This window comes from Methylomonas aurea (assembly GCF_024505045.1).
In the GTDB taxonomy this organism is placed as follows: Bacteria; Pseudomonadota; Gammaproteobacteria; order Methylococcales; family Methylomonadaceae; genus Methylomonas; species Methylomonas aurea.
Map to the genome: position 1 here is coordinate 1 of NZ_JANIBM010000033.1, position 15,666 is coordinate 15,666.

At 53.5% G+C, this 15,666-nt stretch carries 11 protein-coding genes; 6 read left to right on the forward strand and 5 right to left on the reverse strand.

Annotated elements, in window-relative coordinates:
- The coding region (locus NP603_RS17875) for a Y-family DNA polymerase (protein WP_256612241.1) at positions 1-1,054 on the forward strand (1,054 nt) is incomplete at its 5' end.
- A 9-nt stretch (positions 1,055-1,063) separates the two neighbouring features.
- On the opposite strand, the gene NP603_RS17880 is transcribed toward NP603_RS17875, so the two are convergent.
- From NP603_RS17880 to mobH, 4 genes are all read right to left on the reverse strand, one after another.
- Entirely contained in the window at positions 1,064-2,200 is a 1,137-nt protein-coding gene (locus NP603_RS17880; RefSeq protein ID WP_033155927.1) for a hypothetical protein, read from the reverse strand.
- Between the two features lie 92 nt (positions 2,201-2,292).
- On the reverse strand, positions 2,293-2,925 hold the full coding sequence (locus NP603_RS17885) for an IncC plasmid conjugative DNA transfer DtrJ family protein (protein WP_033155926.1): 633 nt from the start codon (positions 2,923-2,925) through the stop codon (positions 2,293-2,295).
- Positions 2,922-4,766 carry a conjugative transfer system coupling protein TraD gene (gene traD, locus NP603_RS17890; protein WP_033155925.1) on the reverse strand — a complete coding sequence of 615 codons (1,845 nt, stop codon included), beginning with the start codon at positions 4,764-4,766 and terminating at the stop codon, positions 2,922-2,924. Before traD ends, NP603_RS17885 begins: the two co-directional genes overlap by 4 nt.
- Positions 4,763-7,168: a MobH family relaxase gene (gene mobH, locus NP603_RS17895; RefSeq protein ID WP_051669792.1), complete on the reverse strand. Its 2,406-nt coding sequence runs from the start codon at positions 7,166-7,168 to the stop codon at positions 4,763-4,765. The genes traD and mobH overlap by 4 nt, the downstream gene beginning before the upstream one ends.
- 384 nt (positions 7,169-7,552) lie before the next feature.
- Between mobH and NP603_RS17900 the strand changes: the two genes are divergently transcribed.
- Both NP603_RS17900 and trfA read left to right on the forward strand, forming a co-directional pair.
- Complete coding sequence (locus NP603_RS17900) at positions 7,553-7,738, forward strand: hypothetical protein (protein WP_256612242.1); 186 nt, start codon at positions 7,553-7,555, stop codon at positions 7,736-7,738.
- Positions 7,739-7,745: 7 nt separating this feature from the next.
- Positions 7,746-8,612 carry a plasmid replication initiator TrfA gene (trfA, locus tag NP603_RS17905; RefSeq protein ID WP_033155923.1) on the forward strand — a complete coding sequence of 289 codons (867 nt, stop codon included), beginning with the start codon at positions 7,746-7,748 and terminating at the stop codon, positions 8,610-8,612.
- A 347-nt stretch (positions 8,613-8,959) separates the two neighbouring features.
- Here the strand turns inward: trfA and mobI are convergent, their stop codons facing one another.
- Positions 8,960-9,430: a conjugative transfer protein MobI(A/C) gene (mobI, locus tag NP603_RS17910; RefSeq protein WP_033155904.1), complete on the reverse strand. Its 471-nt coding sequence runs from the start codon at positions 9,428-9,430 to the stop codon at positions 8,960-8,962.
- Positions 9,431-9,934: 504 nt separating this feature from the next.
- On the opposite strand from mobI, the gene traF reads away from it, so the two are divergent.
- The 3 genes from traF (at position 9,935) to NP603_RS17925 (ending at position 15,664) form a co-directional block, all read left to right on the forward strand.
- The gene (traF, locus tag NP603_RS17915; protein ID WP_033155903.1) at positions 9,935-10,951 is read left to right on the forward strand and encodes a conjugal transfer protein TraF; all 1,017 of its coding nucleotides are present in this window, start codon (positions 9,935-9,937) and stop codon (positions 10,949-10,951) included.
- Positions 10,948-12,405: a conjugal transfer protein TraH gene (locus tag NP603_RS17920; protein WP_051669783.1), complete on the forward strand. Its 1,458-nt coding sequence runs from the start codon at positions 10,948-10,950 to the stop codon at positions 12,403-12,405. Before traF ends, NP603_RS17920 begins: the two co-directional genes overlap by 4 nt.
- 61 nt (positions 12,406-12,466) lie before the next feature.
- Positions 12,467-15,664, forward strand: coding sequence for a conjugal transfer protein TraG N-terminal domain-containing protein (locus NP603_RS17925; RefSeq protein ID WP_033155902.1), 3,198 nt, complete (start codon positions 12,467-12,469; stop codon positions 15,662-15,664).
- Positions 15,665-15,666: the final 2 nt, after the last annotated feature.

Here is a 15,666-nt window from a genome sequence, read left to right on the forward strand (position 1 = left end):
CCACATAAACGCGGACATGTCGGCACGGGTGATGAGCTTGCTGGAAGAATTTACGCCGCGCATGGAAGTGTACTCCATTGATGAAGCGTTTTTGGATTTAACCGGCGTGTACCCTTGTTATCAAGATCCGATTGCCTATGGCCAACGCATCCGAAAGGCGATTGCTCGGCAAACCGGCATTCCGGTGTGTGTCGGTATGGGACCCACCAAGACCCTGGCCAAGCTGGCTAACTTCGCCGCCAAGAAATGGAAGCAAACCGGCGGTGTCCTCGACCTTACCGACCCCGTCCGTCGGGAAAAGCTGATGAAAGTCGTTCCGGTCGAAGAAGTCTGGGGGATTGGCCGACAAACCACGAAACGCCTTAATCAATTAGGCATTCAAACCGTCTGGGACCTGGCCAACCAGTCGCCTAAAACCATCCAGGCGCAATTCAACGTCGTGGTCGCTCGTACGTTGATGGAGCTGAACGGTACCGCCTGTCTTGATCTGGAAGACGTGGCCGCGGATAAACAACAAATCGTCTGTTCACGGTCGTTCAGTCGAAAACTGACAGAGCTGGAGGAGTTAAATCGAGCCCTGTCGGCATACTGTACCCGAGCGGCGGAAAAACTACGCCGGCAACAGTCAGTGACCGGTTGCGTCAGTGTGTTTATTCGCACTAATCCGTTTGCCGTTCAAGATCCCCAGTACCAGCGATCGGCAACCGTTAAGTTGGATGCGGCCACCCAGGATACCCGCACAATTATTCGCGTCGCACTGTCGAGTTTAAAAGCCATCTACAAACCTGGCTTTGGCTATCAGAAGTGCGGTGTCCAGCTGAGCGCGATTCGACCAGCCGCATCGCCCTCACAGTTCGATCTCTTCGACTTGATCTGTGAGAGTATGCCGCCCGATAACGCCATCCTGATGCAAACCCTGGACACCATCAATCGACGATTCCCCAAAGCGGTTACGATCGCGTCATCGGGCTTCGATAACAGTTGGAAACCCAAAGCCGAACGCATTTCACAACGCTACACCACCGATTGGCGAGAATTGGTCGTCGTTCGCTAATCCCATAACTTAATGCAAGTTGAACGGTTGAGCTTCCTCAGGCTCCAGTTGTATACACATCAATTCAAAATAGCGATCGAAGTTACCTGTGAATTCGATGATGGGGAGAAGTGCGGCGAAAACCACGCGGGGAACATTGACTTTGTTCAGCAGTTCGTTGATGTCTTCAAATATTGACTTAGCGTCATGGCCTGCCAAGACCGGCCAAACGAATACGGTTGATAGCTCTTCAGCGCTATCGAAAAATGCCACCCGAATTTCACTGGGTACGCCATCGACACCGTGTGTACTGATCAGTGCTTTTGATGTTTGATGATCTTGGGTTTCCGACGATGCCGTGTAGAAAAAACCGACGGCATGCAGCAAATAGATGCCCGGTGAAACGGCCATGCTAAGCGCACTAGGTGTTGCAATATCCCAGATGACGTGCCCGGTTTGGCCGTTCATATCCTCTTTGAAGGCTTCGGACCATTGTTCAAGCCTGGCTTGATTCAATGCCTGATCCATGTCTGAACAAAACAATTGTCGTGTCGGATCATCCCAAACCACCACCCCAACCAAAAACCGCAAAACGATGCGCCCCTCCGAACTCGGCGTGAGATGCGTTCTGAACGAATGGTTCGATTCCGCGGATGAAATGCCGGACTGAGCTTGCTGCGTTAACTGACGGTTGATGTGACGAATTTGGCTGGGTAACCAGTTAATTTCTTCGGCTGCGAATAGTTCGTCATGGATGGCGATAGCGTGTTCATCATTGATCAGTCCGAAGGTTTGGAACAATTGTTGAATACGTTGAGGATTGGCGATGCGATTTGGCAACGCCTTATCAAGATCGGTGATGATGACCATCGGAATGGCAAATACGATCGCCGCCTCATTTGGGGCTGTTGCTGACCCTAAGTGCGTTAATTCGGCAGCCGAAATAATGCGTTCGGTTAACAGTAAACGCCCATCGATGTCAGTCGATCGTTGCATGGCAGACATCAAAATATCGTCTTGACCTTGCTCGACACAGTTCTCGATCATTTCCTGCAAATGCGATTGGGACACCGACGATTCTGGATTGATGGCAAGTTGGAATGAGGTTGTCATGAGTGCCTGAACGAGTTGCTGAGAGGTGGCATCAATAACGGAATGGCTTTGCATGGCATTTCTCCTGGGTTGAGGTTGATGGGTAAACTGGAAATGAATTTTTGTGGTGCGTCCGGTGTAGGTAGCTGGTGACATCCATAATTTGCCTACACCCGCTTTTGCGTATTGGCCAACAGCACGTTGACGGCGTAAGCCACGACAAAAACGCCTACCGGGACGGCTTGCGGCGGAATCGGAAACGGCAAGGTCAAACTGACCAGCAGCAGATACATAGCCCCAAGAATCAAATAAAGGCTGTAGCGATGCGCCATGGGGCTGGGGTAATCGAAATTGGTCTGGCTGATCTTGCGCCGTACCAGTCCGTCGACGACAAACGGCAGCAAGGCGGCTGCCAGGTACGGTAACCAGATACACGCCGTGGTCAGGCGTTTGATCATTTGAAAGATCGTGTCCCACAGTACGTTGAGTCGGCTTTCGATAAAGGGAAACAAATCGTTACGCCCCACATCCTCGAAGCCTTTGGACATCTGCCGCTCGCGCTCAGTGGGGATGAAATAGCGGAACACGCTGTCGCGGATGCCGGTGGTGACAAACAGACGATCGAACCAGTGCTGCGCGGTTTTGCTGATCTGCGATTCTTTGGCGGCGCCAAAGTAGCCGATCATCATCTGATCTTCGGCGCGCTGCAGTTCGCGGGTCCAGCGATCCGACACAAAACTGGCCACCAGGATCACTTCCAGTAGCCAAAGCATCAGGCTAAACAACAGATTGCGGGTCATGAGCCGGCACCTTGGCGATTCTGTTGTCGGTCCAGTTCCGACCGCAAAATCGGCAAGCGGCCTTTGACGATGCGACCACCGGATAACTTGGCGATGTAATGCAAGTCCGGCAGTTGTCCGAGTAACTGCGGGGCAAACAAATCACCTTCTTCTTCCATCAGGCGTTCACCGACATTGCCAGAGAACACCGTAGGATTGGTCGCGCTGGTGGCGACGCCTTGGGTGCGCATGATGTATTTCAAACGGGTTTTGGGCAGATTGTCGGTGATGTACTGCTGGGTCTCGCTGTCCATGATCCTGAGCGCGATCAGGTTGTTGACGTTGCCCAGCACTTGCCGGGCTTTGTCCTGAGAACCGGTGCGGGCGGCAAAGTCGGCAAAGGTCTGGGTGGCGATGAACAGTCGAATCTTGGCGCCGCGGCCTTTGTTCAGCACTTGAATGAAGGGATCGTTGATGACTTCCGCTGCCTCGTCGACGAACACATTCACCGGTCGGTCCGAGACACCATAGTTATAACGATCGCCGGCAACGGCGGCCAAATCCGCCAACAGAATCGAGCCAATCGCACTGCCCACCATGCCATCCGATAACGAGTCCAAGCCAATGTAAGCCACCTGGGCTTTTTCGATGATATGGCCGGTATTGGTGATGGGACGCAAGTCATCTACGTCGTGCGGATTCGGTGACAGCAAAGGCCCCAAGGAACCTGAGGTCAGCATGTTCATGATCGGAATCAAGGAAGCAACCATCTTGCTGAAATGTGCCCGGTCGTGTTCGAACAAGGACAACAGGCCTTCCAAATCCAGATTCGGTAATTGATACTGCACGACCTCCCGATAAAACCGCACCAATCCCACCGCTTTGGAATCGATGTCCTTGGCATTCTTCAGGTAAGGCCGCGCCTCTTGCCGCCAATGGCCCAGGTTGTTGTCGAAATAGCGTTCCAAAGCTTGAATCACCAACGTCGAAGGACCGCCTTCCAAGTAACGCCGTAATTTCACCAAAGTCGGACGTTCCTCGATCACCATCAAGCCCTGAATCACGTTATCCAGCGATTTTTGGCCAAAGGCCTTGAACGGATCGTTGCTGCTTTCGCTGGGCGAAATGGCACTGATGCGGCTGGCGATTTCCGAAGGTCGGTTGAAATTGTGCAAGGGATCGAGTCGTACACTGTCTTCCGGAAACGCGGGGTGGAAATACACGAATCGATCCGGGCGCTTGGCCAAGGCACAAGCCCGTTTGGCGCAGGTCATCAAATCCTTGTCGCCCTTGGGATCGATAATGATCACCGCTTCGCCGCGCAACACGGCTTGTGTCACCAACACGTCAAAGGCGCGCGTTTTACCGGCACCGGTGGTACCAACCAGCAGCGTATGGCCGGCGGTATGCTGCAAGGGCTGACGAATATCGCTTTCGGACACTTCCAAACCGTGAATCCACGCCGAGCCCATACGTTGATGATCGCTCGGAATCAGCGTCGATACATCCCGTTTCAAGATCTCATAGGCCAATTGCGCATGCTTTTGCACCCAATCGAATCCCCAGCCGAACCACAAGGCCTCGGGATGCTGTTTCACCATCGCTACCAGCTTTTCGGCATCCAGGTATTGAAAACGAAACTGCCGCAACCGGCGTTTGCGGTACCAAAGACTCAGCGCCGGCGACAACCGCCAACACGCCATCACGCCGCACGCCGTCATCAACCAGTCGAAGGGTTCGCGCGGCAATCCTGACCAGCGGCTGGTGAAATGCGCCAAACCAGCACCGCCCAACCAACCCGAGATGGCATACACCTCGAAGATCGGCCGCCAGGGAAACTGATAGTCGTAATCGGATTTCATGGCGTACGCCGCAGTTGTAAACAGGTACCGACACTTCGGAAATCACCATGACTGGCAAGTTCTCGCATTAACTGGGTGCGGGTCAAGCCAGGTGTGTTATTCAGAAAATTCGCTATGGCTTGTTCGTCCACTTCAAGCCATGTCGCGTCATCTCCAGCCACTGCCGTTCGCGCGGGTGCTTGTTGCAATTCGTCCATCCAGTGTCTGATGGCTTGCCGGTAGTGCTGCTTTTTGTGGGCGCCCGTGTCCGATTTCGCTTTGGAATACTTAGTTTTCACGTGCTCGGGGTTGTCGGGTACCAGTGAAGCAGACTTGGGTGTGGCGTTATCCGGCAAGGGTTTGGCATCGAGAGGCGTTTCCGGATTGGTTGCGGGTGTGCTGGACGATACCGTTGAGGGCTTTAGGGTATTTTCTGACGTGGGTTCGGACTTCTGTTCCCGTGTCTGACCTGACAATTCCGATTCAGTCAGTTGAGGCCGATGGGCATTGGGCATAGTCGTGTTGGCTAAAAGCTGTTTGAACATGCCGCTTGGTTCACTGGCGAGAAGTACGCCACGGACTTGCTGGATCTCTCTAACCTTACGCATAGGCGAAAGCACATCGGTCACCAACCAGCCTTTTTCCTCCAGGACGCGAATAAACTGATTGGCTTCCAGCTTGAGTGCATCCGGCGTCTTGGGAAAACTCAGCAAGCACTGTTGCTGCACCTCCAAAATATCCGTGCCCCAGCGCCAGTGTTCAGCCGTGACTATACTGGCCATTTGAATCAGCCAGCGTCCTGCTTGACCTTGCGATGCCAGCCAGTGTCGGGCCACGTCACTTTGATCTTGCTGAGTATTGTTCGGTGCAAGGGAGTCTGACTCGACTTCAATCACGCCTGTCGAGTCGCTGCTTGGCGATTTTGGCGTGGTGTCGTTTTGATGAGGATCGACCATTTCTCCCACCTCGAGACCCGCATGATCGCTTAACCCACTGCCACTGTCTGCTAGCGCATCCATAGCCAAAATTGCCGCTAAATCGGCGGGTAAGATCGGTTCAGCGACGTGTTCACTTTTGGGCTCGTCCGCGGTGATTTTGACCGGGTTATCATGCGCCTTCACTTTTCGCCGCTTGCCAACATTGGTTTTAGGTTCGCTCGTAGACTGGGAAATTGACGGGGTTTGATCAGCAACAGGTGACTCGGTCTCGTCCTTCACTTCGGCACCAATCACAGCGACCGGCGGTTCACCGCTATACACCAGCTCGATCGAGGCCAAGCGCAACATGAACAAGCTGCCATTCAGACTCTCGGTTTGCATGTGCCAATAACGAAACCGTCCGCCGTTGGCTAGAGATTTTGGAATCGCGAGCCCGCGTTCGATCAAAATATCCGCCAGGGTATCTTCATCGCGCGGGATGCCGGGGATATGATCCTTATCCAACAGGCTCAGGATTTCTTTAACGGCGGTACGCCAGACGATATACAGACCGTCTTCGAATCGCCAAATCCTGGCACCCTTTTCGTTGGCTAGCCATTGACCGGATTTAATCAAACGGCGCATGGCATCGCACAGGTAGCGTTCAACCGGCATGCCCATCGCGGATTCCAAACCGTGGTAGTGGGCCTTCAAATCCCGTTCCACACTCATGCAATCGGCGGCCATCACCAGCGCATAGCATTTGGAGCCCCGATCCAGACCATGGATGGTTTCCAACAAAGCTTGCATGATCTCAGGGCCTGGCTCCAGAATGAAGGCACGCGATTCGCGGGTCAAAACCCGCTCGATGACCAGGGCAGAAAACTGTTCATGGCGTTTATGCCGATTCTCACGCCAGCGTAAAAAATAGCGCTCGATGTGATGCTGGTTAGCCCAATCCGTCAGGTTTTCATCGCAAGGATTCCAAGTGTGTTCACCCTGTTGGTCGATCACGGCCATGTCGGATACCGGTTTGCCGATGTCATGCAGCAACCCGGCAAAACACACAGCCAGTCGCCAGCGCAGTTCCAGGGATTTTCGGACTTTAGGGGTGGCATCGGTGGCAAACAGACAGTCTTTGGAAGCCAACGTGGCCCAGTGCGCGACCTCCAACCCATGTCGAAACAAGCCGCCAGCCCCTCGATGATGATGCGACTCCGATGCCGGCAGCAGATGACTGAAGGCGGCATAACGCGCGATCACCGGCAATACGATGCTTTGAAACAGTGCCTCCGGTAGCGCTAAGGTCTGTTCGATGGTCTGAATCAGTTCGGCTTGGGTACCGAGAACGCGTGCCACCGGCGCGGCCGGCAGCCCCTTCATGAAGGGCGGGTAACGGGGAATCTCGTCTTCCTGGATGGCCGGGCAAGGCACAGGTACGGGTTGACTCGCGCCAAACCAACGTTGCAGCCAAGGAATCCGAAATGAAGATTGATGGGTTTTCATGGCGACCCATCATGCCTAACTTTTTTTCGAGATCATCTTCGAAATCGCAATAATTATCGCGATTTCGAAGATGAGCCCTAAAAAATAATGCTTACTGTGTTGAGTCTTCAAAAATCGACTGGAGACGACATGAGTATCCGAAACACCCCCGTTAGCACACTAATTCCCATCCTGATCTGTATGGGCTGTAGTACCTTACCCGCGCCGTCTGACCTGGTCAGCGAAACCGTCATTGAATCGCTGGTTCCACCGGCCGAGTTAGCCTGGCGCCTCGACCACGCTAGACAGCCCACTCGTTTGGGCGGTTCGGTATGGTGTACCTCATCCATCGAACATGTGGTCAGACGCGATGATCCGGTAGGGTCAACCATAACGGATTCCTCCTTGGATGAACCCGTCAGAAATGAAAGCGCCGAAGTTCCCGATCCCATGACCCTGGAACGGGCTTGGCGCAAATACTGTCATCATCAACTGGACCTGACCGACGTAGAGCGCGAGATGCTCCAGCAAAACCCACCTCCGGTGACTTCGTCATCCACGCACTGCGATCCCCGCAGTTTGAAAAAGTGAGGTGGGTATGACTCAAAATACCGTCACGTCACTGACCAATTTGACCGAACGCTTCCAGTCATTGACTGAACGCAAGAAAGCCCAGCCCCGACGCGTGGAGTCGCTAGCGACACTTCCCAGTTGGCCAGCCGGTATGCGCGGCACCCCGAATGCCTGTTTGCGCAGTGCGTTGTTTGCTGGTGTGCAGGGCAATGAGCGGATAGCGTACAAAAAGCGCACCTTACTGGCAGCTGTCGAGGGCATCGAAGTCCGTTATCTGGGCGTTCAGCTCAATCAGTCCGATCTGGACGTCTGGATGCAGATCGTGCACCTGTCCAGAATGCAATTGCCGGGCTTTAGCGTCACCTTCAGTGCGCACGCGCTGCTGATGGCGTTAGGCCGATCGACCGGCAAAAGTCAGCACGAATGGTTGAAGGAATCCATGGCGCGTTTAGGCGGCGCCTTCGTCGAAATCACCTACCACGGTCGGCAGACGTTTGGTGAAAAAGGGTTTCTGCGCTACCACCGCGACGAAATCACTCAGCGCTATGTGGTGGAACTGACCGAGTCGATGTTACGACTGTTCGAAGACGGTTACACCCATATCGAATTCGAACAGCGACAGCAATTGCGTAAACATCCCCTGGCGTTATGGCTGCATGGCTTCCTGTCGTCGCATGCCGCACCGTATCCGTTGAAACTGCAAACGCTTTACCAACTCAGTGGCAGTAGCACCCAAAATCCCCGCGACTTCAAACTGCGGATGCGTAAAGCCTTGCAGGCCTTGGTCACTATCGGCGCTATTGAGCACTTTGAAATCGATGAGGATGTCGTCAAGGTCCAAAAACAACCCACACCCACGCAAAAACGGCATCTCGAACTCAGGCAACATTAACCAAAATGGCACGGCATTCGACTGACGCACTTTTAGCCCGGTCGATGCCGCCCCGACACGGCATTCGGCTGACGGGCACACGGCATTCGACTGACAGAGGCACGGCATTCGGCTAACAAGGTAACGGCATTCGACTGACACCCCACGGCATTCGGCTAACGCAAAGCACGGCATTCGGCTGACAAAACACACGGCATTCGACTAACGCTTGGTCAATTTTTTGAAATCGCTGTAAGCCATGTTAGGCGTGGCCTACAGCGATTTTCAACGACTCGAAAAATCGGGTGCTAATCTATTTATAATCTTTTTTTAATCTTAATAAGGGGCTACGCCCCTGTGGATAACTTTCAGTCCAGAGCGTCGCGTAAACTTTGCCGACAGCGATGAAATGCATCGCGGAACTTGCCCAATAAATCGATTTGTTTGCGCAGATCGACAAACTCGTTTTCAAATTCCTCCACTAGCGAGACTTCCCAATCCGGTTCTTTTTTCAGAATGTGCTGCAAGGGATAGCGATAGCCTTTGCCTTTTTTGATGTGCTGGGTGACCGGTTTGGTTTTGCCGTCGATCGATAGCGAGGCGATCAGAAACCACTCGATGGTGAACGAATAAGCGCTTTCCCGCCGACGAATGCGCACCCCCATTCTGCCGCGTAGCGATGCAGGATGCTTTTTGCGTTCCAGATTAACGCGTCGCCAATAATCATCGACCAGCATGCGGGCTTGGCTATGCAAACTCTCAACTTGGGCTTCCAGCCACTCAATCACGCGTTCATCGGCTAATGCCGATTCATCGTGCTCTGCATTTAACGAATTCATGTAAAAAACCTATCCTTAACCACAGGTTTTTCGCGGCAAAAAACCTAGTGAGCTTGATGATGACTATTCAATGCCTCCGGCACCGTCAAAAATCGAGGGTACGACCTAATACCAACACGCCGCGCCTTAACCCATGAAGGCCATGGGCTTGCCGGTTCGTGATTACACGACATTTTCGGTGGTGTTTACCTATACAGGCTTTTGGACAACAATCCTGAATAGGATTTTCCGTGTTTAGTCATGGCCAGGGCCTAACCCTTAAAGCCCGATTGCGCATGGCGTTCAGCCTTCCAGGCGTTGTTAGGTTTTTGCGGCACATTTCGGAACTCCGAGCCGGATTTTAGGGATTCGGGCCCGAGGCATGGTTGCGAAAGGAGGATAATTTCGGCGGTTTCGTCGATACCGACCACACAGGGGTACTTTTTTCGACCGCTTTGTCGAAATCGCCAAAATTATCGCGATTTCGATGACGACCAGGTCTTGGGTGTCGTAGACAATTGAGCTATGAACCCAAATCATGCGCTGCATCCCTTTTTGCTCGTACTGCTACTGCCGACATCGGCGGTTTGTGGGGATGCGTCTGTCGACAGGCCGGCTGCATCGTATTTCGAAGACAAACAGCGCGGCTGGTTTTGGTATGAGGTGTTGCCGGAGCCGGTCAAAAACATCCAAGCCGATAGTCAAGCCGATCAGGAAAAACCCAAGCCTGACAGTAAACAGCCCAGCGTCGTTCAGGCTGAAATTGAACCAAAAACCCAAGCCCAGCCCTCTGCAGAACCCCAACCCCTGTCCTCGGCCTGGTTGAAGCAAAACCTGGAGCATTTCCTAAATCAGGCCATCGACGATCCCAGTCCCGAGAATGTGGCCGCGTTTTATTACCTGCAACGGGTGATGATGGATAAAGCCGAGCGCTTTACCAACGCCGCCCGTTACGTGGTGATGTCGGATCCGCAACTCGATGAGACGGTGCGCCGACCAGTGGCGACCTATGCGGCCAATGAAGCCAATCATCAGGCCGGTGTGGTAGCTGAACAAGCCTTGAAGGCGATTGCCGCCCAAGCCGGCATTTTGTTTTTCTTCCGGTCTGATTGTCCTTATTGCCATGTGCAGGCGCCGATTCTGGCAATGTTGGAAAATGCCTACGGCTTCAAAATCTATCCCGTGTCGTTGGATGGTTTACCGATGCCGAACGGCTTTTTCAGTCAGTTCAAACGTGATAACGGTCAGGCTGCAATGTTGGGCGTTGAACAAACCCCGGCACTGTTTCTGATGAAACCGCCCAAGCAAATCGTACCGTTGGCGCAAGGCGCGTTGTCGTTAGAAGAAGTTACCGGTCGGATTCTGCTGGCGGCCAAGGAAGCCGGTTGGATCGATGCCTCCCAATACCAAACCACTCAGGGCATCCGTAACACGCCGATGTTGTTACCGGCCGCCGGTAGCATCAGCCCTGCGGTCACTCAAGATCCACTATCGCTGATCCAGGCATTGCAACGCAGTGCGCATCTCGGGAGTACGCCATGATGTCGTTTTCATTTCGCTATCGTTACCCATATCGCCAGGTATTAGTATTGATTCTGTTGGTTGAGAGTGCCGTTCCTGCTTATGCCGACCTGCAACAGGAAATGGATAGCATGTTCGGCACCATGACCAATGTCACAGCCCCAACCGCGCATTTGGGGCAGCGCCGCGGCGTGATTACCGGCGGCAGCCTGGTGGCGCGCAACGGCATCACCAATACCAACCTGGTTTCCTTCGTGCCGCCGTCGTTCAGCGCCGGCTGCGGCGGTATCGACTTGTTTGCCGGTAGCTTCAGTTTCATCAACTTCAACCAGTTTGTGCAATTGATGCGTAATGTGGCTGGCAATGCCGCAGGGTATGCGTTTCAGTTGGCCGTGGGTGCCATGTGTCCCTGGTGTGCGTCGGTGATGACCGACCTGCAAAAGAAAATCCAGGAAATGAACCAGATGTTCAGCAACTCCTGCCGGTTAGCGCAAGGCTTGGTCAACGATACGGTCAAAGCCTTCGATCTGCAAAGCAAAACCAATCTGTCCAATGCCTCGTTTACCCAAGGCATATCGGATGTGTTTTCCAGCTGGACCAATACCAGTACCCTGGGCGATCCGGTACAGCAAATCAAGCAGAACGACCCGGCCGACATGACCAAGATCATTCAAGGCAATTTAGTCTGGCGGGCCTTGGTCAATCAAAATGCTGGTGGTTGGTTTCGGTTTGGCGGCAACAGTTTGCTGGAAGCGGCGATGAGTATTTCCGGTACAGTGATTGTCGATGCCCCGCAAGCCGCGCCCGACGGCAAAGGCGAAAACAATGCCATCAGCGCCCCACCGCCGGTGTTGCGGATCAAGGATTTGATGTACGGCAACGATGCCGGTAACAGTTATCAGACCGTCAGGATGTACACCTGTTCGGATGGTCACGAAGCCGATCAGTGTCTAAAACCCATTGTCCAAAATGTCAATCTGGTCGGCTTGAAGCAGCGGGTGATGGAGATCCTGTTGGGTTCGGCGAATTCCGGCAACGGCTTGATTTACAAATTCTCAACCAACAGCGGCCAGATCACCGACAGCGAAAAAGCCTTCATGCAAACCGTGCCGGATGCCATCGGCGGCATGATCCATAACTTGGCACGGGAAGATGCTGGCATTGCCAAACTGTGGGCCGAAGAAGCGGCACCGGTGATTGCCTTGGAATTGGCACAACTGATCGTCAACGATTTACTCAATGCCGTGCAGACCGCGGCGCACATGAACGACCATGCCTACGCCAAATTGCTGATGGATGCCTTGAAGGATGCCAGGGAGCAAATCCAGGACGAATACGTCACCATTGCCGGCCGCTACGGTAACCCACAAACCTTGATGGCGTTTTACCAGCAATTGATGACCACCGTGAAGCCGAAACACTATGGCACCGTGGCGCAATTGCCGGCGTCTGGGGTGGCTTGGCCAAGCCCTTAAACGCTCATTCCCTGTTCCCCAAGATGATTTTCTCCCTCGTTGTTTAAAAGGCAGGTCGCCCATGTTTGAAATCTTTTCCGTGGGCGACTCCGCCTATCTGCAAGCCGTCCTCAATGCCATCGCGATGATTTCCGGAACCGGCGATTACCGTACCGCGGCAGCCGTGGGTGGTTTGATCGGTGTCATCATCGTCATGCTTAGAGCCTTGTTGCAATGGGATGGTCGCGGCATTCGTTATCAGGATTTATTGTTGGCGTATGTGTTGTGGCTAATGCTGTATGCGCCGTCAGTGCGGGTGTCGATTGAGGATGCCTATACCGGCAGCGTGGTGGTGGTAGACAACGTACCATTGGGTCCGGCGGTGGTCGGTAGCGTGATGTCGAACATGGGCTATCGCACTACACGTCTGTTCGAACAGGGCTTTGGCACGCCATCCATGACCGGCAATGGCTTTGCCGACAGTTTGCAGACCTTGACGGCGGTACGGAAGAATTTGTTGTCGCGGGTTAATCTGGGCGCGGCCAACGTGCCGAATGCCGGCAGCGACATGGAGACCTCGTTTGCCAATTACGTGCGGGAATGCACCTTGACCGGTGTCGATCTAAACCAGAAATCGGTAGATGCCATCTTGCGCGATGTCGATCCGTTGAATGCGATCAGGTTTGATTCCGATATCTACATGACCCAAATCTTTGTCGGCGGTCAACCGCAAACCAAAACCTGTACCGATGCTTGGGCCGATTTGAGCGTGGTGGCCAATGGCAATTTTGCGACGGCGCTGGAAGGGTTGTTGCAACCCACTCTGGGCGTGCCGGCGGCAGCCGACACGGTGCCGAAAATCCAGGATGCCTTTGATGCGCTGGCAGGGCCCGGTGTGGTCGATGCCGCCGATTACATGCTGATGTCGGCCATCATGCCGATGTTCGAGAAAGGCGTCATTGGCCGGCATGAAGACGGCTTACATTGGAATAAGGCAGCGATGGTTGAACAAGCCATACAGCAACGCAATACCCAATGGGCAGCCGAGCAAACCCTGTTTGCCAAGATCGTCCGGCCGATGATGGCGTTTATCGAAGGTTTGAGTTATGCCATAGCACCGATTATGGCCTTCGTGGTGATGCTGGGTAATGTCGGCATCCGGATGAATATCGGCTACTTCTCAATGTTGCTGTGGATCCAATTGTGGATGCCGATTCTCGCAGTCATCAACCTATTCATCCAGATGTCGGCCGCCGGCAAAATGGCGGCATTGACCACGGCCACTTATAATCTGCCGTCGATGATGGGTATTTACCAGCTGGATATGGAATTGCAGCAATGGTTGTCGATCGGCGGCATGCTGGCGGCATCGACGCCGGCCATTACCTTGATGCTGATCTACCGTGGCGCGGTGACGGCCACCCATTTCCTGGGGCGGATGGATGGCGGCGATTACGTGAACGAAAAAATCGCCACGCCGGATGTGATCAGCCCGGCGCCGGTTTTGAATGCCCAGGCGCAACATCAATACAGTCCACTTTCAGCAGTTACCCAAACCGGTGTCGACAAAGTGCTGCCGACCTTTACCGCCGGCAAGGACATGAGTGCGGCGGTATCGTCGGCTTACAGCGCTTCGGAACAGGCGACCAGCAGCTTCATGCACAGTGTGTCGTCTACGGCATCGAAATCGGCCAGCATCACCAGCGATGCCTTTGACAGCCGGTCGCTGGGCAATCAAATCGCCAGCAGTTCCAGTTATACCGATGCCTATAACCGTCAGTTCGGTGAAGCCTTTGCCAAGAAACACGCTGATACCGGTATCTCCGCCGATCAGTTCTCGGCGTTGGTGGCCGGCAGTGCCAACGCTGGGGCCAAGCTCGGTAACGACCAACTCAGCGGCGCGATCTCCGGACGGTTACAAAACGACTTCAAAGTCAGTCAGGACAAGTCCGATGCCATTGCCGCCGACATCAGTCAAACCGTCAACGACAGTCAGGGCTATCAAGCCGGCTTGGCAAAAAGCCTGGCACTGGATGCGCAAACCGGCACCCGAAATGTGGCGTCGATGGGCTTGCAACATCAATCGTTGTCCTCGTTGCAACACAGCGCATCCGACGCAGTATCTGCTAGCGAATCCTATCAGCAAACCCTATCGGCTCAACAACGCTTTGGAACGCAAGCCAGTTTCGGCGCGACGGAAACGGGTTACAAAATCGCAAATGACAACACATTGATGGAGCGCCTGGATCAAACCCTGGATCGATATGGTCTGCGTGGCGATACGCAACGGCTGGCCTCGCAATGGAAAGCCGCCGGTTGGATTAGCGATGCCGATCAAGCCTATGCCGCCGCCGGCATGTCGTTATTGACCGGTTTTTCGTCACCCAGTTACCGCACGCTGGATGATCAACAATCGCACCAGGCGCACATCTCGGGTTACCAATTGTTGGGCGATGCTTTTAATGCGCCGCAGGCCGGTCAAACCTGGAATGCCAGCCGGAATGAATCGCTGAAAGCCAATGCGCCGGAAACTGGTAAGGTTCAAGCCTCCGTCGAACAGGCTCATCTCAAAGACCCACGCGCTGAAACCGAATCGCTAAATCAGCGCGCTCAGGCAAAGCTTGGTTCAGCGACGGGAAAAATTGCCGGCGGCGAAGCCCGTGTCGTAGCACAGCACGATCGTAACTTAGCTGAGCGTGAACAAAATTCAAGAGAAGGCTTTGGGCAATTGGCGAATGTCAAAGCGGAGCATTTTAGGCAATCGATTGCGGCGGCTGCCAATGAAACTCCTTCGGCCGCAGAGGCTTCTTACAATTATCTAGGGGGCAGTCTTTATAACTCCGCGAAAAATTTGGAAGCATTAGGATCGGTTAGTAACCGACATATCAAGGAGTTTGCAGAATTTGTTCAACAATCTCAAGCGCAAGGAATGGGAATTTGGGATTCAATAAAATACGCTTCAAACCAATCGTATTCTGGATTTAAGGAGGCTTCTCAAGTATGGGCAGATCAAAGAGTAATTGAAGTTGCAGATAAATTAACTCCGACTCAGCAAACTTATTATCGTGCCGCGATGTTTGAAGCCTTTGCGGGGATTGCTGTTGCCGGAGAGTATGGCGGCACACTTGGTATTGCTAAAAGCCAGTTGATAGATGAGGAAGGCAGTATCGATGGTAATGATATCGCCAAGCTACTTAAAAGCGCGGCTGGTCAAGGTCGTATGGACTTAATCGATCAAATTGGAAATTACAATCGGGCGCGTGGCCGCATAAACTATTAACT

Bases quoted from the DNA above. Each gene is read 5' to 3' on its own strand.
- trfA (WP_033155923.1), top strand. From the start codon at position 7,746: ATGACTCAAAATACCGTCACGTCACTGACCAATTTGACCGAACGCTTC.
- traD (WP_033155925.1), bottom strand. From the start codon at position 4,766: ATGAAATCCGATTACGACTATCAGTTTCCCTGGCGGCCGATCTTCGAG.
- mobI (WP_033155904.1), bottom strand. From the start codon at position 9,430: ATGAATTCGTTAAATGCAGAGCACGATGAATCGGCATTAGCCGATGAA.
- NP603_RS17920 (WP_051669783.1), top strand. From the start codon at position 10,948: ATGATGTCGTTTTCATTTCGCTATCGTTACCCATATCGCCAGGTATTA.
- NP603_RS17885 (WP_033155926.1), bottom strand. From the start codon at position 2,925: ATGACCCGCAATCTGTTGTTTAGCCTGATGCTTTGGCTACTGGAAGTG.
- traF (WP_033155903.1), top strand. From the start codon at position 9,935: ATGAACCCAAATCATGCGCTGCATCCCTTTTTGCTCGTACTGCTACTG.
- NP603_RS17880 (WP_033155927.1), bottom strand. From the start codon at position 2,200: ATGCAAAGCCATTCCGTTATTGATGCCACCTCTCAGCAACTCGTTCAG.
- mobH (WP_051669792.1), bottom strand. From the start codon at position 7,168: ATGAAAACCCATCAATCTTCATTTCGGATTCCTTGGCTGCAACGTTGG.
- NP603_RS17925 (WP_033155902.1), top strand. From the start codon at position 12,467: ATGTTTGAAATCTTTTCCGTGGGCGACTCCGCCTATCTGCAAGCCGTC.